Here is a 23,801-nt window from a genome sequence, read left to right on the forward strand (position 1 = left end):
GGCGTCGGTCCGCCAGACGCCATAATTGCCGAGGGTCGCGCGGACTTCGGCGTTGAAATCCTCTGTCGGGCGCTTGGAGATGATGTTCAGCGCGCCGCCGATGGAGTTGCGGCCGTACAGGGTGCCCTGGGGCCCGCGCAGAATTTCCGTCCGCTCGATGAACAGCGACGGGGTCGAGGAGTCGGCCATCGAGTTGGAGAAGATGCCATCGGAATAGAGCGCGACGCTGGGGTCGGTGCCGATGGCGTTGGTCAGGCGGCCGAAGCCGCGGATCGCGAGACGGTCATTGTTGGTGTAGCTGAGGCTGGGCGTCATCCGCGCCAGATCCTCGACGGTGGCGACGCCAAGCAGGTCGCGCTTTTCACTGGTGTAGGCCGTCATGGCCACCGGCACATCCTGCAGGCTGGCTTCGCGCTTTTCAGCGGTGACCACCAGTTCCTCGATCATGATCGGGGGGGCGCCGGCTTGCGCCATGGCCGAACCGGCGGACGCCAGTGCGACGGCGGAGACGCCAGCGACCAGCGCGCTCCGAATAAGCAGAGAATTCCTCATCCTAGTACCTCCCAACGCCCCCGGAGCTCTTGTACGGCTCTCGGCTGCAACGCGGGTGAAACTGAAGAGTCGAACGACGTTCGGATAGGGGTCATTTTCCATTTAAAAACAACAACGACGTTGACGCAACGGAATGAAGAAGACGCCTACCAGGAGAAAACTCATCATATTATTGCGCATGCGCGTCAATAAAACGATGTTATGCGCGGGCGTTATGCGCGACGTACAAGAAAGTTAATTACGGTATGCAGAACATAGTTATTCGAACGACGTTTTCCGCGGATCGATATGCTTATATGCCTTCGGGGAAACGATGTCCTTGAAATGAAAGCGCCGCCCTCCGAAGGGGAGGGCGGCGCTAATATTGTACATACCTATAAGTAAAAAATGGGTCTTCAGTAACGGGTGGGGATGACCACCTTCATGCTCTCATAGCCCTTCACGAAGCTCGAATAGCTTCGCTTCGGTTCGCCCACGACCTGGATGTCGGGGAAGCGGGCCAGGATCTCTTCCCAGATGATCTTCAGCTGCAGCTCGGCGAGGCGGTTGCCCACGCAGCGGTGGATGCCGAAGCCGAAGGACAGGTGCTGGCGGGGCCGCTCGCGGTCGATGATGTAGGCGTTCGGGTTGGCGATCACCTCGTCGTCGCGATTGCCCGAGACGTACCACATGACCACCTTGTCGCCGGCCTTGATGGTCTTGCCGCCCAGTTCGAAGTCGCGGGTGGCGATGCGGCGCATATGGGCCAAGGGCGTCTGCCAGCGAATCGTTTCCGAGACCATCGACGGGATCAGGCTGGGGTTCTCCCGCAGCTTCTTGTACTGGTCGGGGTTCTGGTTCAGCGCCAGGACCGAGCCGCTGATGGTGTTGCGGGTGGTGTCGTTGCCGCCGACGGTCAGCAGCACGATGTTCCCGAAGTATTCGCGGGGCTCCATGTTCCGGGTGGCCTCGCCATGGGCCAGCATGGAGATCAGGTCGCCCTTCGGCGGCGCGTTGACCCGCTCGTTCCACAGCTTGGTGAAATAGGCGTGGTACTCGACGAAGATCTCCATCTTCTGCTCGATGGTGTCGATCAGGCCCTGGCCCGGCGCCGCGGTGACCACGTCGGACCAGTAGGTCAGCTTGCGGCGGTCTTCCTGGGGCATGTCGAACAGGGTCGCCAGGGTCATGGCGGTCAGTTCCATCGACACCTTGTCGACCCAGTCGAACTCCTCGCCGATCGGCAACGAGTCGAGGATCTTGGCGGCCCGCTCGCGGATCAGCGGCTCCAGGATCGCCAGGTTCATCGGCGACACCACCGGGCTGACCGTCTTGCGCTGCACGTCGTGCTTGGGCGGGTCCATGGCGATGAACATCGGCAGGGGGCCTTCGCCGGCCGTCTGGTTGGCGATGGTGATCCCGCCCTCGGACGAGAAGACCTCGTGGTTCGTGTCCACGGCCATGATGTCGTTGTACTTGGTCACCGACCAGTACGGGCCGAACTCGTGCTCGGCGGTGTAGTGGACGGGGTCTTCCTTGCGCAGGCGCTCGAAGACCGGCCAGTGGGCGTCGTTGCGGAACAGTTCCGGCTGCGCCGGGTCCAGCAGCTCAAGCGGGGTGGCGTAGGCCTTCGCCCGCGCATCGCTGTTGAGATCGATCGATCCGTCGCTCATGTCGTTCCTCCGGTCTTTGGCGAGGCTTTGGCCGAAAATGACTCGTGCGTCAACTTAACAAGGCGCCGCCGCGTCATGCCTGCGCGCTTCTGCCCGCGCGCTGCGCGCTCAGGACGAAGGCGTGGGCGACCGACTGGTCGCCACACGCCCGCTGATGTCGGGATTTCGGTAGGGCGTCGGCCTAGTCGAGCCTGGCGGGCGCCATTCGGGGCGAAAGCAGATGCACCACCAGCAGGGCCAGCAGGTAGATGCAGCCGCAGACCGCGAAGATCGGGCCATAGCCCCCGGCCTGCTCCAGCACCTGGCCCACCGACTTGGCCATCACCATGCCGCCGATCCCGCCCAGCATCCCGCCGATGCCGATGACCGAGCCCACCGCGCTCCTGGGGAAGACGTCGCCGGGCAGGGTGTAGAGGTTGGCCGAGAAGGCCTGGTGGGCGGCGGCCACGAGGCCCACCACCGCGGTGGCGGTCCACAGGTCGTGAATCTGGTTGATGAAGAAGTAGGGAAGGGTGGCGAAGGCGCAGAGCAGCATGGTCATCTTGCGCGAGAAGTTCAGGCTGCGCCCGGCCTTCATCAGCCGCGAGGACATCCAGCCGCCGCCGACGCTGCCGACGTCGGAGATCAGATAGACCGCCGCCAGCACCAGGCCGAAGGTGGTGACGTCCAGCTCGAAGGTCTTCTTGAAATAGTCCGGCAGCCAGAACAGCAGCATCCACCAGACTGGGTCGATCAGGAACTTACCTAGTGCGTAGGCCCAGGTCTCGCGCTTGCCCGCGACCTTCAGCCAGCTGACCTTCTGATCGGAATCCTCGGGGTCGGAGTGGATGTGGGCGAGCTCCGCGGCGTTGACCTTGGGCTCCTTCTCCGGCGCCCGGTACATGATCACCCAGGCGACGATCCACAGCAGGCCGATGACCCCGGTGATGACGAAGGCCGCGCGCCAGCCATAGGCCAGCATGATCATGGGGGCGAGCAGGGGGGTGATCACCGCCCCGATATTGGCGCCGGCGTTGAAGATGCCGGTGGCGAAGGCGCGCTCCTTCTTGGGGAACCACTCGGTGACCGCCTTCACCCCGCCGGGGAAGTTGCCCCCCTCGCCGATCCCCAGCAGCATCCGCACCAGGAAGAACTGCTGCAGGCTGGTGGCGCCGGCATGGGCGATGTGGGCGATCTGCCAGATGATGAAGGCCGTGGCGTAGCCGATCTTGGCGCCCACCCGGTCCACGAAGGCCCCGAACACCAGGTAGGAGGCCGCATAGGCCGCCTGGAAATAGAAGACGATGTCGGCGTAGTCGGTCTCGCTCCAGCCCATCTCCTTGGACATGAAGGGCTTGAGCACCCCCAGCATCTGGCGGTCGACATAATTGATCACCACGGCGGTAAAGAGCAGGGCGCAGATCACCCAGCGGCGGCGGGTCATCCTGCCGGCCGCCGGGGCGGTCCCGGACTCGGTGGTGGTCGTCATGCCAAGCGCCCTCTGGTTTCTTCGCCTCGGCGACATCTTTGATCCCCCGCGCCGTCGCCGAGCGCGGGAGCTTGATCGTTCAGGTCGCGGGCTTGGCCGGATAGGCCGAGCAGGCGATCTCGCCAAAGCCGTCGAACCGCACCGCGCCGGTCTGGCCGGCCACGATGTCATGGATGCCGGCGGCGGCGCCCGTGCAGACGTACATGCCCGCCTTCAGCGGCCGGCCCCGGCGCGCGGTGTTCTCGGCCAGGAAGCGGATCGACTCGATCGGACCCCCTGGCAGGACGAAGGCGCCGCCCTGACCCATCACCTGGTCCTCGATCAGGGTCTCGCAGCGCAGGTCCTCGATCCGCCGGCCCTTCCAGTCGGCGATCTCCGCGCCGATCATCAGGCCGGCGTTGTTGCCGAAGTCGGCGACCACGGCGGTGGGGCCCAGGATGTTGATGCTGGCCAGGGGGCTGCCCGCCGGCTCCATGCCGATGTGCATGGCGCCGATCAGTTCGGCGGCCTCCTCGGCCGTCCAGGTCAGCTTGTCGGCCGGGGCGTCGCGGGCGATGCGGGCCACATATTCGGCCTCCACGGCGGCGAACCCGCCCACGAACACCGGGAAGGGCGTCACGTCGCCGGGCTTCACATGCCAGATCGCGCGACCGAAGACCGGGCCGCAGATGCGGTTGCTTTGCAGGCGTTCCTCATGCTCGGGCGGCACCCGCCCAACCTTCCAGCCCACGACCTCGTCGTGCCACAGTCCGATGGCCGCGTCCTGCACCCGATAGCTGGTGGCCAGGTCGCTCGGCAGGGGGCCGGGGAATTCGGGAAGGGCGTTGGCCGAGCGCCGCGCGCGGACGAACCGCGCCGCCACGTCGTCCGTGGGGAAGCCTTCGGCCATGCTTGCCGCCGGAACGCTCACGCGAAATCGCCTCCCACCCCACTCGCCCTCAAAAGGCGCTGTTGTCTCTAGAGGAAACCGGTGTCATTTTCAAATCAAGTCCCAAATGTGCAATTTCCAGGGACGTCAGGGAGAGCTTCCATGGGCATCCGTCTGGCCGCGGCCGCGGCGTTTTCGATCCTGCTGGCTGCCGGCGCGGCGCAGGCCGCCGAGCCGCTGGCCTTCCCGGGCGCCCAGGGCTGGGCGGCGACCACGCCGGGCGGGCGCGGCGGGCGGATCATCAAGGTCACCACCCTGGCTGCGGACGGCCCCGGCTCCTTCCGCGAGGCGGTGGAGGCCAAGGGACCGCGCATCGTGGTGTTCGAGGTGGGCGGGGTCATCGATCTCGACCGCAAGACCCTCAAGATCACCGAGCCCTTCCTGACCATCGCCGGCCAGACCGCGCCGTCCCCGGGAATCACCCTGATCCGCGGCGGCATGGACGTCTCGGCCCATGACGTGATCCTGCAGCACATCCGCGTGCGGCCAGGCGAGGCCGGTCAGCCCAAGAAGAGCGGCTGGGAGGAGGACGCCTTCTCCACGGTCAGCGGGGCCTACAACATCATCGTCGACCACTGCACCTTCACCTGGGCCACGGACGAGAACCTGTCGGTCTCGGGCCTGAGGTTCGTGGGCAAGACGCCGGACGACTGGCGGGCGGCGACCTCGCACCGCATCACCTTTTCCAACAACATCATCGCCGAGAGCCTGGCCTATTCGACCCACGGCAAGATCGAACACTCCAAGGGCAGCCTGATCCACGACAACGCCTCGGACCTGCTGATCGTCGGCAACCTCTACGCCCACAACTATGAGCGCAACGCCCTGTTCAAGGGCGGGGTGCGGGCGGTGATGGCCAACAACCTGATCTTCGATCCGGGCCAGCGGGTGCTGCACTACAATCTGCAGGCCAATGAGTGGGGCGACCACCCCTACCAGACCGGCCAGATCGCTGCGGTGGGCAACGCCATGCGGGCGGGGATCTCGACGCCGGATCAGGTGGCGTTCTTCGAACTCGGGGGCGATGGGGACGTGGAGTACTACGCCCGCGACAACATCGCCGTGGACCGGATCGGCCGGCCGCTGCCGATGCTGGGCCGCTACACCACCGGCCCAGCGAGGATCATCGAGACCGATGCGCCGCCGACCTGGCCGGAAGGCTTCAAGCCGATGGCGGCCGTGGACGTGCAGAAGTCGGTGCTGATGAACGCCGGCGCCCGGCCCTGGGACCGGGACTATGACGACGTCCGGCTGCTGGCCGACGTGGCCGAGGGGCGCGGGACGATCATCGATTCCGAGCAGGCCCTGCACGGCTATCCGAACCCGAAGCCCACGGCCAAGCCGTTCAACGCGGCGGACTGGAACCTCCATGACATGACCCCCAAGCGGCCCGAGGTGCTGGACTCCAGCGCCAAGGCCAAGGGGACCTAGGGGGCCGCATCGGCCTCGACGGCGCCCACATGTCGGCCGCCGCGGAGGGAAGATAACGGTGCGCCTTGAGACCTGCGAGCTTGGTCGCCAGGTTGTGGCTGCGCATGTGGTCGCCGGCCGCGATGCCCGCCAACGCGTGGCCGACCGGCCAGCCGTGCTTGCGCACGCGATCGCCCGCCAACACCTTGCGCAGAGCCAGTTTGTGGCCCGCGGGGATGTCGGCGCTCACCGGCCAACCATCGACATCATCCGGCCCACCAAGGCCGACAGGTGCGGTGGCCACGTGGTCCCGCGGATCGATGCGCGACAGGCCGCTCACGCCCCGTATGATACCGGTGTCACCGTCCCCGCGACAGGTCCGCTTGGCGCACTCCGGGCCGCAGGCTATGACACCGGGACAAGACAGAGGAAACCACCCCCGTGGCGGCACGCGATCCAGGCTCGGACAAGATCAAGCGGCACACCATCAACGACGTCGCCCGCCTGGCGGGGGTGTCGAAGAAGACCGTCAGCCGGGTCATCAACGAGAGCCCCTTCGTCAAGGAGGAGACCCGCAAGACGGTGCTCGCCATCATGCGCGAGACCGGCTACGTCCCCGACCCCCAGGCCCGCGGCCTGGCCTTCCGCCGCTCCTTCCTGGTGGGGCTGATCTACGACAACCCCAACCCCCAGCACACCATCAGCCACCAGCAGGGCCTGCTGGACGCCATGGCCGGCTCCGGCTTCGAGCTGGTGGTCCGCCCGGTGGACCGCCACTCGCCCCGCCTGCTGGCCGACATGCGCGACTTCGTGGAGCGCCAGAAACTCTTTGCGGTCGTCCTGCCCTCGCCGGTCTCGGAGGACGAGAAGCTGGCCGCCCTGCTGCGCGAGCTGGACGTCCCCTATGTGCGGATCGGCTCGGTGGCCCTGGACGAACCCGACCGCATGCTGGTGAGCCACGACGGCCGGGGCGCGGCCCAGGCCGCCCGCCACCTGGCCGACCTCGGCCACACCCGCATCGCGCTCATCTCCGGGCCCCCCACCTTCCGCTCGTCGATCGAGCGGAAGAAGGGGTTCGAGGAAGGCCTGGCCGAGCGCGGCCTGCGCCTGGCGCCGGAATACGCCAAGATCGGCGCCTACACCTATGAGTCCGGCGTCAACGCCGCCCACGAACTCTTCGCCCTGGAGGCCCGCCCCACGGCGGTCTTCTGCCTCAATGACGAGATGGCCACCGGCGTCTACACCGCCGCCCGCGAGGCCGGGCTGCGCATTCCCGAGGACGTCTCGGTGGTGGGCTATGACGACGCCCCCATCGCCGTGCGCCTGTGGCCGCCCATGACCTCGGTGCGGCTGCCGTTGCGGGACATGGGGCGGATGGCGGGGGAAATGCTGGTGCCCAATGCGCTGCGGGAGAAGCGGGCGGATGCGCACGAGGTGCAGCCGCAGTTGGTGGTGCGGGGGTCGACGGGGAAGGTGGGGTAAGGGGGCGGGGGCGTTGCGGCGCCGAACCTCCCACGCCCGTCATCCCACGCCCGTCATCCTAGGCCTTGTGCCTAGGACCCCTGTTTCCGATCCTGGAGAGACGCCGGGCGGAGCGGCGCGGCTGACGCTGGGATCGGCCTCTCAGCGCCCGCTGACAGAGGGGTCCTAGGCACAAGGCCTAGGATGACGGTGGGAGCTGGGAACCTCACACGCCGACCTCAGGGCTTGAGATCGCCCATGCCGGTGAGGTGCAGGACGCCCTTGCCGGGGAGTTCGACGCGCAGTTCCAGGGTTCCGCCGGCGGCCTCGACGAAGCGGCGCAGGGTGGACAGATAAAGGTCGGTCTGGCGCTCGATCTTCAGCACGGAGGGCTGCTTGACGCCGAGCGCCTGGGCGATCTGCGCCTGGCTGCGTTGCGCCAGTTCGCGCAGGGCCTTCAGGCCCTCCACCTCGCCGGTCAGGGCGACGGCGCGGGCCTCGATGCGCGCTCGGCGAGCCTTGGGCAGGCCCGACAGGATCTCTTCGCGGGTGCGTCCCATCCTAAGGCTCCTTCAGGGCCTGCAAGTGCTCGGTGAACCGCATCCATGAGATTCTAGACCCCACCTAGCTGCACCTGCCACGCGCTGTTCCGGAGCCTCAAATCACGGTGACAGTGCATAAAATTCGGAACTGCGGTGACGCTGTAGGAAATTCCTCTGAATTTCAATGATCGCTTCGGCAATTCGCCTCACCCTTCCGCGCCCGCCGCTTCCTCCGCCAACGCCCGCTCCACCGCCTCCGGGTCGGCCGCGATGACCGTCAGCAGCACCCGGTCTGAGGCGCCGAGCTTCCGCCCCTGTTCCCAGCCTTCGACGGTGCGGGCCGGGATGTGGAAGCGGCGTTCAAATTCCTTGGTGGATTTGGCGACAGACTTGCGGATTTCCTTGACGCGGGCGGCGGGCATGACCTCGACGTGGCGGGACTCCAGGGCCAGGTCGCCGCGGCGGTGGGCGATGGCTTCGCGCAGGCCGGCCTCGATATCGAGGCCTAGTTCGGTGCGGTCCTTGGTCATCGGGTCAGGTCCTCGATCAGGGTCTTGAACAGCTTGAGTTCGTCGGCGGTGAGGTCGGCCTTGTCCACCTTGGCGTAGGCGGTGATCAGGTAGACGACGTCGTCGTCAGTGATGGCGTAGTAGATCGTCCGGCCGCCGCCGCTCTTGCCCGATCCGCCGAAGCCGAACCGGATCTTGCGCATTCCGCCCGAGCCCTTGATGACCGCGCCGGCCTCGGGGTTGGCGGCGATCGCGTTCTCCATGGCGATGACGTCCGCGTCCGTGGCGCCCAGCTTCCCGAGGCGCTTGAGGTTGCGGGCATAGGTCGCCGTTCGGACGATCTCCATGGCATTGAGGTTACGCTATCTGCGTAGTCTTCGTCAAAACAAAAATACGCAGATCGCGTATCTTCTGGCGGCTCGGAATGCGGCCGCAGCTGCACCAAACCGTCCTGGGGCTGACCTCGGCGGGATCAGATAGACGACTTCGTCGTCGGGTGAGGCGTGGCGGTCGGCGCTTTGTCCTGCGTCTCAGGGGCGGCCGACAGAGGGGTCCTAGGCACAAGGCCTAGGATGACGGGCGTGGGGGGCGGGGGAGTGGAATCCTTCCGGTTCGCCCCCTCACGCCCCGGCGTTCACCAGGTCGAGGTAGCGCTCGAAGGCGTCTTCCGGGAGCACGCCGCGGGCGGCGAGCAGGGCGATCATGCGGCCGGCGAGGTCGATGCTGTAGAAGCCGTGATGGGCCAGCAGGGCCACGGTCTTCATCAGCTCCGGATCCAGGCCGCCGGGCGTCACGGGGTCGCGCACATAGACGATGTCGGCCTCCAGCAGCTGGTTGAAGGGGCTGCGGAAGTCGCCGTCGCGCAGCACCGGGGCGATCGACCACTTCTTCAGGGCGGTGAAGCAGTGGGGCATGAAGCCCTGGCCGCGCATCCAGACGTCGATGTCGCCGAAACTCGGCTGGCCCTCGTAGAGCGGCACGAAGGAGACCTCGAGCTGGACCATGGCGCAGCGGGCCAGCTTGGCGGTCCCGTGGCGCAGGGCGGCCAGTTCGCCGCCCTGGATGTCCATCTTCAGGAAGTCGAGGTCGGGGAGGTCGGCGATGTCGTCGAGCCGCGTGGTGGTGACGGCCAGTTCGCGCTCGACCTGGCCCAGGCGCTCGAAGCCGTTGAAGAAGGCCAGGTGATCGGCGCTGGGCCGGAACAGCGAGGTCATCCCCGACTGCGGGGCGGCCAGGTAGAGGGTGGCGGGGCCGCCGTCGCCCACCACCTGGGGAAAGATCCGCACGCGCTCGCCGTAGAGCTGGCGCAGGGCGTCGTGCTGGCGCGGATCGGCGTCGAAGGCGTTCAGCTGCGCGAGGCCCGCCTCCACCATCTCCCTGTAGACGGGCGTCTCGCCAAGGTCGGCCGCGCCGATGTCGGCCACCTGCAGCGGCCGCTCGAGGGCCAGGAGATCGAAGAGGTCGCGGGTCGCCATGGGCCAGATTGAAGCTGATTCTCGCCCGCCGGGCGGCGCCTTCGCGGCGCCACCCCATCCGCCTGCCGCCCCACGCCGCGACCGTCGAAAAATTCGCCGGCTGAAGTCGATTTGCGAAAGCCCGGTTCGTCGTTCCGATGGCAGGCTGATCAGGGCCGCTCAGGCAGGAGGCAGACGATGCGGGTGATGGTGTTGGTGAAGGCGACCGAGGCGAGCGAGAAGGGCCTATTCGACCCGGCCTGGACCGCGCAGATGATGGCGGCGATGGGCCGGTTCAATGATGAGCTGCGCGAGGCCGGCCTGCTGCTCGCCGTCGACGGGCTGACGCCCTCGTCGCAGGGCAAGCGGGTCGCCTTCGAGGGGCCGCGCCGCACGGTGATGGACGGGCCCTTCGCCGAGACCAAGGAGGTGGTGGCCGGCTTCTGGCTCTGGGAGGTCGCGGACATGGAGGAGGCGGTGGCCTGGGTGAAGCGCTGCCCCAATCCCATGCCGGGGCCGAGCGAGATCGAGATCCGGCCGCTGAACTGAGGGCCGATCCGGGATGAGGCTCCGGCGGGGCGATGGCCTGGCCGATATTGCCTCTCGCCTGAGTTGGATATACATGTGGCATATCCCTGGAGGTTCGCATGGCGCGCACGACGCTGTTTCTGTCCAACCGCTCCCAGGCCGTGCGCCTGTCGAAGGACGTCGCCTTTCCGGAGGACGTGCGCGCCGTCGTGGTTCTGCGTGACGGAAACCGACGGGTGATCGTGCCGGCCGACGCCCTGTGGGACGACTTCTTCGACGCGGCCGGGATCGATCTGGGCGCGCGCGATCAGCCGGCCGCCCAGGTGCGCGACGCGCTCTGATGCTCCGCTACATGCTCGACACCAACCTGTGCATCCGCGTGCTCAGGGATCGGCCGCAATCGGTGCGCGAACGCTTCAACCTCGAGGCCGACGGCCTCTGCATCTCGACGGTCGTGCTCATGGAACTCCTGCATGGGGCGGCGAAGTCGGCCAGGCCGGCGCACAATCGCCAGGGCGTGAAGGCGTTCGCCGCGCGTCTGGAGGTCCTGGCCTATGACAGCGCCGCGGCCGACCACTCCGCCGACATCCGCGCGGCCCTGGAACGACGGGGGCTGCCGATCGGCGGCTACGACCTGATGATCGCCGGCCACGCGCGCAGCCGGGGCCTTGTGGTGGTGACGGGGAACCTGCGGGAGTTCGGGCGTGTCGAGGGTCTTCGCTGCGAAGACTGGTTATCCGGAGCCGCGTGAGGCCGGCGGCCTATCGGCTAGCACCAGCTGGCCTGGTCGGCCTGGGGCTCGCGCAGCAGCTCCTGGATGTTGGCCTCCAGGATGCGGAAACCGACATTGCCGTAGAGCTTCTGGCGGCCCTCGTTGAGCACGAAGCTGGGGCTGCCCTGGAGGCGCAGGGCCTCGGCGTCCTGGTGATCCGAGGCCAGGGCGGCGAAGGCCCGGCCGTCGGCGATCAGGGCCTCGACGCGGGCGATGTCGGCCCCGGCCCGGGCGCCGACCTCGCGCTGGACCTCCCAGGCGGCGATGTCGCGGGCCTCGGCGAAGAAGGCGTGGCGCAGGGCGCGCACCGCGGTCTCGGCGGCGCCCGGCGGGCCGCCGCCGGCCGCCTCGTCCAGCTGCACGGCCTTGAGGAACAGGTGGGCGCCCCAGGAGGAGGCCGGCCGCACGGTCAGCCAGACGGCCGGGTTCAGCTCGACCTCGGGGAAGGCGGCGGCCGATTGGCGCAGGTGGGCGTTGAAGCCCTCATAGCCGCCCTTGTCGCCCCAGGCGGCGGGGATCTTGCGGGCGGTGTCGCCGAACACCGGGCAGAAGCGGTACTCGATCCGCACCCGGTCGCCGAAGGCCCGCCGCAGCGCGTCGAGCCGCAGCTCGGCGATGTAGGCCCAGACGCACAGGACGTCGGAGAAACAGACGATGGGGACGGGGGTCACTGGGATCTTCCTCGCGGCTCTGACCGCCCCGGTATAGCCCACCGCGCGCGGCGGGGCAGGGGGCGGACGCGCGCGTCTCGCTTCAGGCCCGGCAGCGCGACAGCATGATCTCGATGACTTCGGCGCGCCGGGCGGCGATGTTGGCGGGCGCGGCCATGTCGTAGTCGAACAGCCGGCCGAAGGTGTGCCGGTTGCCGACGAAGAAGAAGCTCAACGAGCTGATCGTCAGGTGGAACTGCAGCGGGTCGGCGGCGTCTGCCCGGACCACGCCGGCGGCCACCCCGCGTTCCAGGATCCTGCCGGTGGTGTCGAGGACCAGGCGCCGCTGGGCCGAATGGTCGATGCGGTCGCCGTGGCGACCGAGGTCGAGGTTCTCGGTCATCAGGATCCGCACGACCTGGGGGTTGCGGACGTGGGCGTCGAAGGTGTTTCCGGCCAGGGCGGCGATCGCCTCGAGCGGTTCGAGTGGGTCGTAGTCGAACCCGCCCTCGGCGGAGCGGAAGTCGGCATAGGCGCGCTCCAGGACGGCGGCGTAGAGGCCCTCCTTGCTGCCGAAATAGTAGTAGATCATGTTCTTGCTGGTGGCGGTGCGCGCGGCGATCTCCTCCACCCGCGAGCCGTGCAGGCCCTTGGCCGCCACCTCCTCGGTCGCCACCCGCAGGATCGCATCGCGCGTGGCGTCGGCGTCGCGCAGCTTGCGCCTCGGGGCCGGCGCGCTCTTCAGTCGATGTTCCATGACCGTGATCGTAGCGCGTCCGCTGTGCGCCGCACAATGTACCAACCGGTCAGTTGGCAGTTGATTTGACTAACTGGTCAGTTTAATCGGAGTCGCAACAAGGCGGCATAACGTCGTCATCTCGGGGGAGGAAACGGTTATGACGCATCGTTCCAGCGTGTCTGTGCTTGCTTTGACCATGGCGCTCGCCGGGGCCTCAGGCTCCGCCTTCGCGCAGACCTCGACGACCGGCCCGGTCGTGGAGGAAGTGATCGTCACCGCGCAGAAGCGCTCCGAGCGGCTGCAGTCGGTGCCGGTCTCGATCACGGCCATCGAGGCCAAGACCCTGGACGACCTGGCGATCGACAATGCGCGGGACTTCGTCCAGTTCGCGCCCTCGCTGAACTTCCAGGCCGCCGATGAGGCGCGCCTGTTCAACTTCTCCATCCGCGGCATCGGCACCGAGAGCTTCTCGGTGGGGGTCGAGCCCTCGGTCTCCACCATCGTCGACGGGGTGGTCTACACCCGCGTGGGCTCGGTCTTCGACGGGATCGGCGACCTGGAGCGCGTCGAGGTGCTCAACGGCCCGCAGGGGACACTGCAGGGCAAGAACGCCTCGGCCGGCGCCGTGGTCATCGTCACCAAGGCGCCCAACCGCGAGGCCTTCGAAGGCAGCGCGGAGGTGGGCGTCGCCGAGCACGGCGAGCGCACCGCCAAGCTGACCCTCACCGGCCCGATCAACGACCAGCTCGCCTTCCGGCTGTTCGGCTACTATCTCAAGGAAGAGGGGCTGGTGAAGAACATCGCCACGGGCCAGTCCGTGAACAATGTGGAGTCCTACGGCTTCCGCGGCAAGCTGCTGTACGAGCCGGTGGAGGGGATCAGCTTCACCCTGGCCGGGGACTGGAGCGACCGGGAGGCCGACTGCTGCGGCGAGCCGATCCGGCTCCCCGCCGCCTCGGGCAATGTGACCGCCGCCTTCACCGGCACGCCGGTGGGCCCCGACAACCGCTTGGTCAATTTCAACACCCTGCAGGAGGGCTACCAGAAGAACGCCGGGGTCTCCCTGACCGGGGATATCGAGATCGGCAGCCACACCCTGACGAGCATCACCGCCTATCGCGAGTACAAGGACTTCGCGATCCGCGACCGCGACGGCACCAACGCGCCGTTCACCGGCGTCACGCCCCAGCAGCTGTTCAACGCCACCGTGCCGGGGATCTCGGCGGCCGACGCCCTGACCCGCATGGACGCCCTGCTGCTCAACCCGCTGAGCTTCTCCTGCCGCAACGGGGTCTGCGGCGAGAGCAACAGCCTGGAGAAGAACGACACCTTCAGCCAGGAACTGCGCATCGCCTCGCCGGTCGGCGGGGCGGTCGACTACATCGCGAGCCTCTACTACTACGACGCCAAGACCGAGCGGGACCTGACCATCGCCGGGGTGCGCTCCAACATCGCCGGCAATGTCAGCTTCCCCACGCCCACCACCGTCACGGTCAATCGCGACACGGCCTATGTGCTGGCCGACCTGATCACCAAGGTCCACACGATCAATACGGCGATCTTCGCCAACCTGAACTTCCACCCCACCGAGAAGCTGACCCTGTCGGGCGGGGTGCGCGCCGTGCGCGACCGCCTCGAATGGGATCACGACAAGGTCACCGGCCCGAACGGCGACCACATCGGGGGCCCCGCGAACGTGAACCCGGCCGGGGTCGCCGCGCCCGGCGCCAACGCCGGGACGCCGCAGTTCCACGCCCAGCGCAAGTTCACCGACAGCGCGCTCATGGGCCGGGTGACGGCGAAGTACGAGTTCTCGCCGGAACTGATGACCTATGTCTCCTGGGCCCGCGGCTACAAGGCCCAGGCGGTGGACGCCGACATCTACGTCACCCAGGCCGGCTTCGACGCCAGCCCGGTGGGGCCCGAGACGTCCCGGTCCTGGGAGGCCGGCGTCAAGTCGCAGCTGTTCGACCGTCGCCTGACGGCCAACCTGACCATCTATGACACCACCTTCTTCGGCTACCAGACCTCGTCCTCGGGCACCGACGGCTCGGGCGCCCCGGTGCTGCGGTCGGCCGGCAAGCTCTTCACCAGGGGGATCGAGGGTGAGATCACCCTGCGGCCGATGACCGGGCTGCGGCTGACGGGCAACTTCCTGTTCGCCGACAACAAGTTCGACGACCTGTTCGTGACCCCGACCCTCAACATCAAGGGCGGCGACCCGCTGAACGCGCCCGAGAGCAAGTATGGGCTCACCGGGGTCTACGACTTCGCGGTGGGCGACTGGGGCGTCAACGTCTCGGCCAACTACACCTGGACCGACAAGACGCTGTTCACCAACCTGGCGGACGCCAACAACCCCAACTCCGTCTGGATCCGGCCGTCCTTCGGCGTCGCCAACGCGGCGATCAACCTGACGCCCCCCGGAGAGCGGCTGAAGATCAGCCTCTACGTGAAGAACCTGTTCGACGAGCAGTATGTCGCCGGCCTGCGCCGCATCTCCGGCTCGGTGGGCGGCGCCGGCGCGGTCGCCCAGACCCTGCCGCGGGACTTCGACCGCTACTTCGGCGCCACCGTGCTGGTGAAGTTCTGACGCGACCGGGGAGCGGGGGGCCAGCGATGGACGAGCGAACGCGCGCGATCCGCGCTGGCCTGACCGGCGGCCTGGCGGGCGGGGTGGTGATCTGGATTTACGAGGCCATCGTCTGGGTGGGGGTCCAGCACCTGATGCCGCTCCAGGGCATCCCCCGCAACGGCGCGGGCCTGGTGTTCGGCAAGGGCGTGCAGGAGGCGCTGGGGCCGCTGGCCTATGTCGTCGGAACGGGGATCCATTTCACCTTCGCCCTGGCCTGGGGCATGGCGTTCGCCCTGGTCTGGCCCGGGTTTCGGCGGCGCGGCTGGGAGGCCACGCTGCTGGCCATGGTCTTCGCGGCCCTGATCTGGATCGTGATGCACGTGGCGATCGCGGTGGTGGGCGATGACCATCCGAACTATCTCGACGTGAACGTCATCCTCGGCGGGTTCGTGTCCCACCTCTTCTACACCGTGCCCCTGGCGCTGATCGTCCGGCGGCGCCTGGCGGCCGATGACGCGAGCGGGGCGGCGTGACGCGACTTCGGGTGACGGAAGTTCCGGTCGAGGCGACGGCGCGCATTTCCTCCGCGGCGGCGCTGACCATTCTGGTCTGCTTCCTGCTGAACATGGTCGACGGCATGGACATCCTGGTGATGTCCTATATCGCCCCGGCCCTGCAGAAGGAGTGGGGCGTCAGCCCCGCCGAGCTCTCCATCGTCTTCAGCATCGGCCTGGCGGGCATGGCGCTGGGAGGGCTGGTCCTGGCGCCCCTGGCCGACCGGTTCGGCCGCCGCCGTATGATCCTCATCGCCCTGTCGATCATGACCCTGGCCATGCTGGCCAGCAGCCGCGCCCAGTCGATCGGTCAGCTGGTGCTGCTGCGGTTCTGCGTTGGGACCGGTATCGGCACGGTGCTCGCCAGCATCGCCGCGCTCGCCGCCCGCGCGGCGCCGGAACAGAAGCGGAGCTTCGCGGTCGGCGTGCTCCAGGCGGGCTATCCCCTCGGGGCCATGCTCACCGGCCTCGTCACCGCCTGGGCCCTGCCGCTGTACGGCTGGCGCAACGTGCTGGTGGGAACTGGACTCGTCTCCTCCCTGTTCGTGCCGCTCGTCCTGGCCCTGGTTCCCGCGCAAATCTCCACGGTCGAGCGTCAGGCCCGCACCCGCCTGCGCGAGGTCGTGGCCGGCCCGCGCCTGCCGGCGTCGATGCTGCTGTGGGGCGCGACCATCTGCGGCTTCATGGCGCTCTACTTCATCGCCAGCTGGATCACCAAGCTGGCGATCGAGGCCGGCCTGCCGGAGACCCAGGCGATCCTCGCCAGCGCGGTCTACAACTTCGGCGCCTTCGTCGGCACCGTGGGGATGAGCCTGCTGAGCGCGCGGGTCGACATCCGCACCCTCGCCTGCGTCCTGCTGGTGGCGGCGGCCGGCGCCTTCCTGGTGTTCGGCGGCGTATCCCTGCCGCTCATCGGCGTGCTCGCCGGAGCCTTCGTGATCGGCGTGACCCTGCAGGGCGGCGTCAACGCCCTCTATCCGATCGGCGCTCGGATCTATCCCGACGCGGTCCGCGCCACGGGCATCGGCTGGTCCTCCGGCATCGGCCGGATCGGCGCCTTCACCGGCCCCATGATCGGCGGCTGGGCCCTGAGCCAGCACCTGCCCCTGGTCGCGGTGTTCGGGATGTTCTGCGCGCCGCTGCTGCTGGCGGCGCTTTTGGCGAGGCTGGTGCGGTTCGAATGACCCCGACCTCCCACCGTTGATCTGAAGGACCGAGCCGTCATGGCCCACATCGTCGGTGGCATCGCCACCTCGCACACGCCGACCATCGGCTTCGCCCTGGACCACAACAAGCAGGACGACGCGGTCTGGAAGCCGATCTTCGAGGCCTATGAGCCCATCAAGCGCTGGCTGCGGGAGAAGGCGCCGGACGCCCTGGTGGTGATCTACAACGACCACGTCACCTCCTTCTTCTTCGATCACTATTCCGCCTTCTGCCTGGGCATCGGCGAGTCCTACGAGCCCGCCGATGAGGGAGCCGGCCGCCGCGCCCTGCCGCCCGTTCCGGGCCATGGCGCCCTGGCCCGCCACATCGGTCGCTCGCTGATGGCCGACGAGTTCGACATGTCCTTCTTCCAGGGCAAGCCGCTGGACCACGGCTGCCTCTCGCCGCTGTCGCTGCTGCGCGAGGGCGACGGGCCCTGGCCCGCGGCCATCGTCCCGCTGCAGGTCGGCGTGCTGCAGTTCCCGGCGCCCAGCGCGGCGCGCTGCTACAAGCTCGGCAAGGCCCTGCGCACCGCCATCGAGAGCTTTCCGGAGGACCTCTCCGTCGCCATCGTCGCCACCGGCGGGCTGTCGCACCAGGTCCACGGCGAGCGGGCGGGGTTCAACAACCTGGCCTGGGACAACCAGTTCCTCGACCTGTTCGAGCACGACCCCGAGGCCCTGACGCGGATGACCCAGGCCGAGTACGCCCGGCTCGGGGGTATGGAGAGCGCCGAGGTCATCATGTGGCTGGTCATGCGCGGGGCCTTGTCGGCCTCAGTCAAATGTCTCCACCGCGACGTGTACCTGCCCTCGATGACGGCGATCGGCGCCGCGATCTACGAGAACCAGGCCCAGCCCCTGTCCGCGCGGCAGGCGGCCGAGGCCCGCGCGCGCTCGGGCCACGAACTGGCGGGCGCCGAGACCCTGGAAGGCACCTACCCCTTCGACCTCGACGCCAGCGTGCGCACCTTCCGGCTCAACAGCTTCCTGCACGGCCTGGTGCTTCCGGAGACCCGCGAGGCCTTCCTGTCCGACCCGGAAGCCTGCTTCGAGCGGGCGGGACTCTCGACCGAGGAACGCGACATGGTCCGGCGCCGCGACTTCCGGGCCCTGATCCAGTATGGCGCGATCTTCTTCGTCCTCGAGAAGCTGGCGGCGGTGGTCGGCCTCGGCAACCTGCACGTCTACGCCCACATGCGCGGCGAGACGCTGGAGGCCTTCCAGAAGACCCGGAACGCCAAGATCCTCTACTCGGTGTAGGGCGCCGGGGCTTCTCGGCGGGTCACGTCCCGCACGCAGCCCCGCAGCCAGCGGTGCGCCGGGTCGGCGTCCATCCGGGGGTGCCAGAGCAGGGAGATGGTGATCTCCGGCGGGGTGGCGGGGAGGGGGAAGCTGAACAGGCCTTCGCGCAAGGTGGCGGTGTGGCGCTCCGGAACCGTGGCGACCAGGTCGGAGGCGCGGGCCAGGGCCAGCGCCGCGGAGAAGCCATCGACGACGGTGGCGATCTCGCGGGTCAGGGGGGCCAGGGCCTCGTCGACGGGGCCGGCCTCGGCGCCCCGGCGCGAGACCAGGACATGGCGGGCGCCGGCGTAGCGGGCCGGCGTGATCTCGCCCTCGCTCAGGGGGTGGCCCCCGCGCACCACGCCGATGAAACGGTCGCGGAACAGGGCCTGGGCGCGGATCTCCGGACCCTGGGCCTGGCCGACCACGCCGGTCTCCAGGTCGACCCGGCCGTCGCGCAGGGGGCCGGAGTCGCGGTCGGTCTTGGCCAGGAAGCGCAGGCGCGCGCCGGGCGCCTCGGCCGCGACCCGGGCGATGAGCTCGGGGCCGAAGGTCTCCACGAAGCCCTCGCTGGCGCGCAGAGTGAAGGTGCGGACGAGCCGACTCAGGTCCAGGGCCTGCGCGGGGCGCAGGAGCGCCTGGGCCGCTTCCACCAGCGGGCCGACCTGGTCGCGCAGCTCCAGGGCGCGGGGCGTGGGGACCAAGCCGCGGCCGGCCCGCACCAGCAGGGGATCGCCGGTGGTCTCCCGCAGGCGGGCGAGCGCCCGGCTCATGGCCGAGGGGCTGAGCCGCAGGCGGCGCGCCGCGGCGGCGACGCTGCCCTCCGCCAGCAGGACGTCGAGGGTGACGAGGAGGTTGAGGTCGGTCATGGGCGGGCCTCGCGCGGTTCGGGCGCCAAGTATGGCGTCAGACGCACGAATGAAATGCAAACAGTGCGCGTTCCGCCATATCCGGCCGGGTCCTAGGGTCGCGGCGCTCCCATCCCGGGGCGAAGGCGGCGGAGGTTTCCATGGAACAGGTCATCGAGACGGCGAGGCCCAGGGCGCGGTGGGCCCTGGCGGGCCTGTCGCTCTCCATGCTGATGCCATCCCTGGACACCAGCATCGCCAATGTGGGCCTGCCGACCCTGGCCCGGGCGTTCGGCGCCTCGTTCCAGCAGGCGCAGTGGATCGTGCTGGCCTATCTGCTGGTGCTCACCAGCCTGATCGTCGGCGTCGGGCGGCTGGGGGACCTGCTGGGGCGCCGACGGCTGCTGCTGGCCGGGATCGGCCTGTTCACCGCCGCCTCGCTGCTCTGCGGCCTGGCTCCGACCCTCGAACTGCTGATCGCCGCCCGGGGCGCGCAGGGGCTGGGGGCGGCCATCATGATGGCCCTGACCCTCGCCCTGGTGGGGGAGACGGTTCCGAAGGACCGGACGGGGGCGGCCATGGGACTGCTGGGGACCATGTCGGCGATCGGCACGACGCTCGGGCCATCCCTGGGCGGGGTGCTGATCGCGGGGTTCGGCTGGCGGATGATCTTCCTGATCAACCTGCCGCTGGGGATCGCGAACCTGGTCCTGGCGGCCCGCACCCTGCCGGCCGATCCGCCGCCGGCCCGGGGGGGACGGTTCGACGGGGTGGGCACGGCCCTTCTGGCCCTGACCCTGGGCGCCTACGCCCTGGCCATGACCAGCGGCCGGGAGGGCTTCGGTCCCCTGGCCCTGCTGGCGGCCACCGGCGCGGTCCTCTTCGGCGTCTGGCAGGGCCGGGCCGCCCAGCCCCTGCTGCCGCCGGCGATGTTCCGCCAACCGGGGCTCGCCGCGGGCCTGGCCATGAGCCTGCTGGTGGCCACGGTGATGATGGCGACCCTGGTGGTGGGGCCCTTCTACCTGACGGGCGGCCTGGGGCTGGACGCGGCCCGGGTCGGGCTGGTGATGACGGCCGGACCCCTGGTGGCGGCCCTGAGCGGGGCGCCGGCTGGGCGGCTGGCGGACCGGTTCGGCGCGCCGGTCATGACGCTCGCCGGCCTGGCGGGACTGGCGGGCGGCCTGCTGGCCCTGGCGGTCGCCCCGGCCCGGTTTGGGGCCGGCGGCTATATCGGGGCCATCGGGGTGGTCACCGGCAGCTACGCCCTGTTCCAGGCGGCCAACAACACCGCGATCATGGCCGAGGTCGCGCCCGACCAGCGTGGCGTGATCTCCGGGATGCTCAGCCTGTCGCGCAACCTGGGGCTCATCACCGGAGCCTGCGTCCTGGGGGCGGTGTTCGCCCTGGCCACGGCGGCCAAGGACGTCACCACCGCCTCGCCCCAGGCCCTGGCCGCCGGGATGGGCGCCACCTTCACCGTGGCGGCGGGGCTGGTGGGCGTGGCGTTCGCCGTGGCCCTGGCGGGGCGGCGGCCGGGGCTGGGCGCGCAACGGCTGTCGCCGATCGCACCGCGGCGGGCTAGGTTTGGGGGGCGCCGCCCGGCGCCGAGGTAGAGACGCTTGACCACCCGCCATGGACTGGAGATCCGCGCCGCCGACGCGGTGGACGCGCCCGGGATCGCCGAGTTGCTGGGGGCGCCGGCTTCGGCGGTGACCGCGCGGCTCGAGCGCATGCGGGCCGAGCGCGCCACGGTGCTGCTGGCGGTCGAATGGGGGCCGCCCAGCGGCCTGATCGTGCTGCACGCGCGCCAGGGCCTGCTGGCCGACCGGCCCCAGGGGGCGGTGAGCGCCCTGATGGTGGCGCCCGACGCGCGGCGCCGGGGGATCGGGCGGCTGCTGCTGAAGGCCGCCTCCCAGGCCGCGCGGATGGCCGGCTGCGGCGAACTGGTCCTGGCCGCGCCGCTGGAGGCCGAGAGCCTGGCGGCCTTCTGCCGGGCCACCGGCTTCAGCCCCGTGGAGACCGGGTTCTCAAGACCCCTGCGGAAGGGCGGCTGAAGGCCCCACGCGCAGATCCTGGGCCAGGGCATGATAGCGGGCCGCCTCATCCGGCGGGCCGAAGGTCTCGTAGAGCGTCGCCAGGTTGTGGGCGGCCATGTGACCGCCCCGGCCGCGCACGGCGCCGTCCAGGTGCGGCTGCTCGCCGATCTCCAGGCAGGTCTTCCAGGCGGCCTCGGCGAGCGGCAGGAACTCGCCCACGGCGCGCTCGGGGGCGGCGGTGGCGCACTCCAGATAGAGGTCGCCGGCGGCGAAGTGGAAGTCCGGGGAGAGCGTCCAGGCCAGGGTCTCGGCGCGGACCAGGTCCAGGGCCTCGTCCAGCTGGCCGGCCTCCTTCAGGGCGGTGACGGCGCGGACCACCAGGCTGTGGCGCCAGGGGACGTCGGCGGGGGCCAGGCGCAGGGCCTCGGTGAAGCACAGGGCGGCCTGGGGCGGGCGGCCGCGGACCTGGAGCTCCTTGGCGAGCTGGAACCAGAGATAGGGGTCCTGCGGCTGGTCCCGCAGCTCGGCCATCAGCAGGACCTCGTTGCGGTCGCCCTTGCGCGCCAGGTTCTCGGCGGTGAAGCCGTCGTGGCCCAGGGTGAGCGGCAGGCGGACGCCCTTTTCCGGGCCCACCGGCTGTTCGTGGATGCGGCCCTCGTAACCGACGCCGCGGGGCAGGAGGCGGGGGATCCAGGTCTGGGCCAGGGTGTCGGCGCCGGACTGGTCCAGCCGGTTGTCGCGGCGGATCCAGCCCATGGCGTCGTGGGGCAGGGGACCGGCCAGGCATTCGGCGCCGGCCTCGATCCACTCGTCGGCGTCGAGCACCAGGTTCCAGTCGGCGGGCGACAAGGCGAGCGAGGCGTTGCGGGCGGCGGCGAAATCGTCGACCCAGGCGAAGTCGTGGACCTGGGCGCCGCAGGCCCGGGCGATCTCGGCGGTGGCGTCCACCGAGCCGGTGTCCAGCACGATCATCAGGTCGACGTGGGGCCGCGCGCTGTCGAGCGCCCGGGCGATGCGGTGGGCCTCGTCACGGGCGATCATCACCAGGGCCAGGCGGGTCATCGAAGTCTCCGGCGGAGCGGGGACTTTTCAGCGTTTGTGGTTAACCCCGGCTTACGGCGGGCCCCGCAGGACACCGCGCGGAGTTTCCGCTTGGAGCCTTCGGCGTTTTCAACGATTTGAGGCGGACCGACGTTCGAGGGACTGACAGATGGCTTCCGGCCTCGCCGCGCTGCTGGACGATGTGGCGGGGATCGCCAAGATCGCCGCGGCCTCGGTGGACGATGTGGCCGGGGCGGCCGGCAAAGCCGGGTCCAAGGCCGTGGGCGTGGTGGTGGACGACGCCGCGGTGACCCCGGGCTACGCCATGGGCTTCACCCCTGACCGCGAGCTGCCTATCGTCTGGAAGATCGCGATGGGGTCCCTGCGCAACAAGTTCTTCTTCCTGCTGCCCGGGGCCCTGGCGCTCAGCGCCTTCGCCCCCTGGCTGGTGACGCCCCTGCTGATGCTGGGCGGGTCCTACCTGACCTTCGAGGCCAGCGAGAAGATCCTGGAGGTCTTCCTGCCGCACGAGGCCGGCGACGAGGTGGAGGCGCTGGCGCTCTCCTCCACGGAGCTGGAGGACCAGAAGGTGGCCGGCGCCATCCGCACCGACCTGATCCTGTCGGCGGAGATCATGTTCATCGCGCTCGCCGACGTCGCCGCCCGGCCCCTGGCCCTCCAGGCCGCGGCGCTCGCGCTGGTGGGCCTGCTGCTGACCATCGGGGTCTATGGGGTGGTGGGCCTGCTGGTGAAGATGGACGACATCGGCCTGCACCTGGCCCAGCGGCGCACGCGGGTGGCCCGGGCCCTGGGACGCGGCCTGGTGCGGGCCATGCCGACGGTGCTGGGCGGGCTGTCGACCATCGGCACGGCGGCCATGCTGTGGGTCGGGGGCGGCATCCTGGTCCACGGCCTGGAGCATTTCGGCTGGGACGCCATCCCGCACCTGGTGGAGGGGCTGTCCCACTGGGCGGGCCAGGTCCCCGGGGTCGGCGATATCACCGGCTGGATCGCCTTCGCGGCGGGCTCGGCGGTGGTGGGGCTGATGGTCGGCGCGACGATCGTGGGGATACTGCACCTGGTCCACAAGATCGCGCCGTCCAAGGCCCACTGAGCTCCGGCGGCCGGGGTCAGCGGCGCAGCGGGATTTTCTTGTATTTTCAAACCTGTTCGACCGGTTGGTTGAAGGCCCAATGGACGCCGAAGGGATCGACCAGGGCGCCGTAGTAGTCGCCCCAGAACATGACCTGGGGCTCGGTGATCGCCGTGGCGCCGGCCGCGATGGCCCGCTTCCACCAGACGTCCAGGTCGGGGACGACGAGCTGCATGGTGAAACTGTGGGAGGGCTGGTGGGCGTGGCCGTGCTCGGGGAAGGCGTCGCCGAGCATCAGGGAGCCGCCGTTGATCTCCAGGTGGATGTGCATGAACCGCTTGCCGTCGTCGGCGGGCAGGCGGCGAAGCTCCTTGGCCCCTAAGGCCTTCTGGTAGAAGTCCGACGCCGCGCCGGCGCCCTCGACGCTGAGATAGGGGATTACCCCCTTGAACACGGGATCGATGGTCTGGGTCATATCGGCTCTCCGATGCGCGCGCCCC

25 protein-coding genes are annotated in these 23,801 nt (G+C 69.3%); 12 read left to right on the forward strand and 13 right to left on the reverse strand.

Features of this window, described 5'->3' with window-relative positions:
- From Q7T09_RS16315 to Q7T09_RS16330, 4 genes are all read right to left on the reverse strand, one after another.
- Positions 1–552: TonB-dependent receptor plug domain-containing protein (locus Q7T09_RS16315; RefSeq protein WP_304701120.1), on the reverse strand; the 552-nt coding region annotated here is incomplete at its 3' end.
- Between the two features lie 395 nt (positions 553–947).
- Positions 948–2,204: a cytochrome P450 gene (locus Q7T09_RS16320; protein WP_304701122.1), complete on the reverse strand. Its 1,257-nt coding sequence runs from the start codon at positions 2,202–2,204 to the stop codon at positions 948–950.
- Positions 2,205–2,385: 181 nt separating this feature from the next.
- Positions 2,386–3,672, reverse strand: a complete 1,287-nt coding sequence (locus Q7T09_RS16325; RefSeq protein ID WP_304701124.1) for an MFS transporter — start codon at positions 3,670–3,672, stop codon at positions 2,386–2,388.
- A gap of 79 nt (positions 3,673–3,751) precedes the next feature.
- Positions 3,752–4,561, reverse strand: coding sequence for a 2-keto-4-pentenoate hydratase (locus Q7T09_RS16330; protein ID WP_304701126.1), 810 nt, complete (start codon positions 4,559–4,561; stop codon positions 3,752–3,754).
- A 141-nt stretch (positions 4,562–4,702) separates the two neighbouring features.
- On the opposite strand from Q7T09_RS16330, the gene Q7T09_RS16335 reads away from it, so the two are divergent.
- Positions 4,703–6,031, forward strand: coding sequence for a polysaccharide lyase family 1 protein (locus Q7T09_RS16335; RefSeq protein WP_304701127.1), 1,329 nt, complete (start codon positions 4,703–4,705; stop codon positions 6,029–6,031).
- Between the two features lie 420 nt (positions 6,032–6,451).
- Positions 6,452–7,492 carry a LacI family DNA-binding transcriptional regulator gene (locus tag Q7T09_RS16340; protein ID WP_304701129.1) on the forward strand — a complete coding sequence of 347 codons (1,041 nt, stop codon included), beginning with the start codon at positions 6,452–6,454 and terminating at the stop codon, positions 7,490–7,492.
- A 218-nt stretch (positions 7,493–7,710) separates the two neighbouring features.
- On the opposite strand, the gene Q7T09_RS16345 is transcribed toward Q7T09_RS16340, so the two are convergent.
- From Q7T09_RS16345 to Q7T09_RS16360, 4 genes are all read right to left on the reverse strand, one after another.
- The gene (locus tag Q7T09_RS16345; RefSeq protein WP_304701131.1) at positions 7,711–8,031 is read right to left on the reverse strand and encodes an XRE family transcriptional regulator; all 321 of its coding nucleotides are present in this window, start codon (positions 8,029–8,031) and stop codon (positions 7,711–7,713) included.
- Positions 8,032–8,219: 188 nt separating this feature from the next.
- Complete coding sequence (locus Q7T09_RS16350) at positions 8,220–8,543, reverse strand: DNA-binding transcriptional regulator (RefSeq protein WP_304701133.1); 324 nt, start codon at positions 8,541–8,543, stop codon at positions 8,220–8,222.
- A complete protein-coding gene (locus Q7T09_RS16355; RefSeq protein ID WP_304701135.1) occupies positions 8,540–8,869 on the reverse strand; it encodes a type II toxin-antitoxin system RelE/ParE family toxin in 330 nt (109 codons plus the stop codon). The genes Q7T09_RS16350 and Q7T09_RS16355 overlap by 4 nt, the downstream gene beginning before the upstream one ends.
- Positions 8,870–9,142: 273 nt before the next feature.
- A complete protein-coding gene (locus tag Q7T09_RS16360) occupies positions 9,143–9,997 on the reverse strand; it encodes an FkbM family methyltransferase (protein WP_304701137.1) in 855 nt (284 codons plus the stop codon).
- Positions 9,998–10,174: 177 nt separating this feature from the next.
- On the opposite strand from Q7T09_RS16360, the gene Q7T09_RS16365 reads away from it, so the two are divergent.
- The 3 genes from Q7T09_RS16365 to vapC all read left to right on the forward strand — a co-directional run bounded on the left by Q7T09_RS16365 (position 10,175) and on the right by vapC (position 11,255).
- A complete protein-coding gene (locus tag Q7T09_RS16365; protein WP_304701138.1) occupies positions 10,175–10,525 on the forward strand; it encodes a YciI family protein in 351 nt (116 codons plus the stop codon).
- A 98-nt stretch (positions 10,526–10,623) separates the two neighbouring features.
- Positions 10,624–10,845 carry a type II toxin-antitoxin system VapB family antitoxin gene (gene vapB / locus Q7T09_RS16370; protein WP_304701139.1) on the forward strand — a complete coding sequence of 74 codons (222 nt, stop codon included), beginning with the start codon at positions 10,624–10,626 and terminating at the stop codon, positions 10,843–10,845.
- The gene (vapC, locus tag Q7T09_RS16375) at positions 10,845–11,255 is read left to right on the forward strand and encodes a tRNA(fMet)-specific endonuclease VapC (protein WP_304701141.1); all 411 of its coding nucleotides are present in this window, start codon (positions 10,845–10,847) and stop codon (positions 11,253–11,255) included. The genes vapB and vapC overlap by 1 nt, the downstream gene beginning before the upstream one ends.
- A 17-nt stretch (positions 11,256–11,272) precedes the next feature.
- Here vapC and Q7T09_RS16380 read toward each other — a convergent pair whose 3' ends face one another.
- The gene (locus Q7T09_RS16380; protein ID WP_304701142.1) at positions 11,273–11,947 is read right to left on the reverse strand and encodes a DsbA family protein; all 675 of its coding nucleotides are present in this window, start codon (positions 11,945–11,947) and stop codon (positions 11,273–11,275) included.
- Between the two features lie 82 nt (positions 11,948–12,029).
- The gene (locus Q7T09_RS16385; protein ID WP_304701144.1) at positions 12,030–12,683 is read right to left on the reverse strand and encodes a TetR/AcrR family transcriptional regulator; all 654 of its coding nucleotides are present in this window, start codon (positions 12,681–12,683) and stop codon (positions 12,030–12,032) included.
- Positions 12,684–12,822: 139 nt separating this feature from the next.
- Between Q7T09_RS16385 and Q7T09_RS16390 the strand changes: the two genes are divergently transcribed.
- The 4 genes from Q7T09_RS16390 to Q7T09_RS16405 are packed head-to-tail and all read left to right on the forward strand — an operon-like array spanning position 12,823 to position 18,262.
- A complete protein-coding gene (locus Q7T09_RS16390; RefSeq protein WP_304701145.1) occupies positions 12,823–15,258 on the forward strand; it encodes a TonB-dependent receptor in 2,436 nt (811 codons plus the stop codon).
- A gap of 26 nt (positions 15,259–15,284) precedes the next feature.
- Entirely contained in the window at positions 15,285–15,773 is a 489-nt protein-coding gene (locus Q7T09_RS16395) for a hypothetical protein (protein WP_304701147.1), read from the forward strand.
- Between the two features lie 11 nt (positions 15,774–15,784).
- Positions 15,785–16,978 carry an MFS transporter gene (locus Q7T09_RS16400; protein WP_304701149.1) on the forward strand — a complete coding sequence of 398 codons (1,194 nt, stop codon included), beginning with the start codon at positions 15,785–15,787 and terminating at the stop codon, positions 16,976–16,978.
- Between the two features lie 39 nt (positions 16,979–17,017).
- Positions 17,018–18,262 carry a gallate dioxygenase gene (locus tag Q7T09_RS16405; RefSeq protein WP_304701151.1) on the forward strand — a complete coding sequence of 415 codons (1,245 nt, stop codon included), beginning with the start codon at positions 17,018–17,020 and terminating at the stop codon, positions 18,260–18,262.
- On the opposite strand, the gene Q7T09_RS16410 is transcribed toward Q7T09_RS16405, so the two are convergent.
- Positions 18,250–19,152: a LysR family transcriptional regulator gene (locus Q7T09_RS16410; RefSeq protein ID WP_304701153.1), complete on the reverse strand. Its 903-nt coding sequence runs from the start codon at positions 19,150–19,152 to the stop codon at positions 18,250–18,252. The genes Q7T09_RS16405 and Q7T09_RS16410 overlap by 13 nt on opposite strands.
- Positions 19,153–19,292: 140 nt before the next feature.
- Between Q7T09_RS16410 and Q7T09_RS16415 the strand changes: the two genes are divergently transcribed.
- Complete coding sequence (locus tag Q7T09_RS16415) at positions 19,293–20,744, forward strand: MFS transporter (protein WP_304701154.1); 1,452 nt, start codon at positions 19,293–19,295, stop codon at positions 20,742–20,744.
- A gap of 6 nt (positions 20,745–20,750) precedes the next feature.
- The gene (locus Q7T09_RS16420; protein WP_304701155.1) at positions 20,751–21,185 is read left to right on the forward strand and encodes a GNAT family N-acetyltransferase; all 435 of its coding nucleotides are present in this window, start codon (positions 20,751–20,753) and stop codon (positions 21,183–21,185) included.
- Here Q7T09_RS16420 and Q7T09_RS16425 read toward each other — a convergent pair.
- The gene (locus tag Q7T09_RS16425) at positions 21,159–22,229 is read right to left on the reverse strand and encodes a glycosyltransferase family 2 protein (RefSeq protein ID WP_304701156.1); all 1,071 of its coding nucleotides are present in this window, start codon (positions 22,227–22,229) and stop codon (positions 21,159–21,161) included. The two genes, Q7T09_RS16420 and Q7T09_RS16425, sit on opposite strands and share 27 nt — an antisense overlap.
- Before the next feature lie 148 nt (positions 22,230–22,377).
- Between Q7T09_RS16425 and Q7T09_RS16430 the strand changes: the two genes are divergently transcribed.
- Positions 22,378–23,322: a DUF808 domain-containing protein gene (locus Q7T09_RS16430; protein ID WP_304701158.1), complete on the forward strand. Its 945-nt coding sequence runs from the start codon at positions 22,378–22,380 to the stop codon at positions 23,320–23,322.
- Positions 23,323–23,368: 46 nt separating this feature from the next.
- On the opposite strand, the gene Q7T09_RS16435 is transcribed toward Q7T09_RS16430, so the two are convergent.
- Positions 23,369–23,776: a glyoxalase/bleomycin resistance/extradiol dioxygenase family protein gene (locus Q7T09_RS16435; protein WP_304701160.1), complete on the reverse strand. Its 408-nt coding sequence runs from the start codon at positions 23,774–23,776 to the stop codon at positions 23,369–23,371.
- Positions 23,777–23,801 lie beyond the last annotated feature (25 nt).

This window comes from Phenylobacterium sp. (genome assembly GCF_030645195.1).
In the GTDB taxonomy this organism is placed as follows: Bacteria; Pseudomonadota; Alphaproteobacteria; order Caulobacterales; family Caulobacteraceae; genus Phenylobacterium.

Bases quoted from the DNA above. Each gene is read 5' to 3' on its own strand.
- Q7T09_RS16320 (WP_304701122.1), bottom strand. From the start codon at position 2,204: ATGAGCGACGGATCGATCGATCTCAACAGCGATGCGCGGGCGAAGGCC.
- Q7T09_RS16325 (WP_304701124.1), bottom strand. From the start codon at position 3,672: ATGACGACCACCACCGAGTCCGGGACCGCCCCGGCGGCCGGCAGGATG.
- Q7T09_RS16330 (WP_304701126.1), bottom strand. From the start codon at position 4,561: ATGGCCGAAGGCTTCCCCACGGACGACGTGGCGGCGCGGTTCGTCCGC.
- Q7T09_RS16335 (WP_304701127.1), top strand. From the start codon at position 4,703: ATGGGCATCCGTCTGGCCGCGGCCGCGGCGTTTTCGATCCTGCTGGCT.
- Q7T09_RS16345 (WP_304701131.1), bottom strand. From the start codon at position 8,031: ATGGGACGCACCCGCGAAGAGATCCTGTCGGGCCTGCCCAAGGCTCGC.
- Q7T09_RS16350 (WP_304701133.1), bottom strand. From the start codon at position 8,543: ATGACCAAGGACCGCACCGAACTAGGCCTCGATATCGAGGCCGGCCTG.
- Q7T09_RS16355 (WP_304701135.1), bottom strand. From the start codon at position 8,869: ATGGAGATCGTCCGAACGGCGACCTATGCCCGCAACCTCAAGCGCCTC.
- Q7T09_RS16360 (WP_304701137.1), bottom strand. From the start codon at position 9,997: ATGGCGACCCGCGACCTCTTCGATCTCCTGGCCCTCGAGCGGCCGCTG.
- Q7T09_RS16365 (WP_304701138.1), top strand. From the start codon at position 10,175: ATGCGGGTGATGGTGTTGGTGAAGGCGACCGAGGCGAGCGAGAAGGGC.
- vapB (WP_304701139.1), top strand. From the start codon at position 10,624: ATGGCGCGCACGACGCTGTTTCTGTCCAACCGCTCCCAGGCCGTGCGC.
- vapC (WP_304701141.1), top strand. From the start codon at position 10,845: ATGCTCCGCTACATGCTCGACACCAACCTGTGCATCCGCGTGCTCAGG.
- Q7T09_RS16385 (WP_304701144.1), bottom strand. From the start codon at position 12,683: ATGGAACATCGACTGAAGAGCGCGCCGGCCCCGAGGCGCAAGCTGCGC.
- Q7T09_RS16390 (WP_304701145.1), top strand. From the start codon at position 12,823: ATGACGCATCGTTCCAGCGTGTCTGTGCTTGCTTTGACCATGGCGCTC.
- Q7T09_RS16395 (WP_304701147.1), top strand. From the start codon at position 15,285: ATGGACGAGCGAACGCGCGCGATCCGCGCTGGCCTGACCGGCGGCCTG.
- Q7T09_RS16405 (WP_304701151.1), top strand. From the start codon at position 17,018: ATGGCCCACATCGTCGGTGGCATCGCCACCTCGCACACGCCGACCATC.
- Q7T09_RS16410 (WP_304701153.1), bottom strand. From the start codon at position 19,152: ATGACCGACCTCAACCTCCTCGTCACCCTCGACGTCCTGCTGGCGGAG.
- Q7T09_RS16415 (WP_304701154.1), top strand. From the start codon at position 19,293: ATGGAACAGGTCATCGAGACGGCGAGGCCCAGGGCGCGGTGGGCCCTG.
- Q7T09_RS16425 (WP_304701156.1), bottom strand. From the start codon at position 22,229: ATGACCCGCCTGGCCCTGGTGATGATCGCCCGTGACGAGGCCCACCGC.
- Q7T09_RS16430 (WP_304701158.1), top strand. From the start codon at position 22,378: ATGGCTTCCGGCCTCGCCGCGCTGCTGGACGATGTGGCGGGGATCGCC.
- Q7T09_RS16435 (WP_304701160.1), bottom strand. From the start codon at position 23,776: ATGACCCAGACCATCGATCCCGTGTTCAAGGGGGTAATCCCCTATCTC.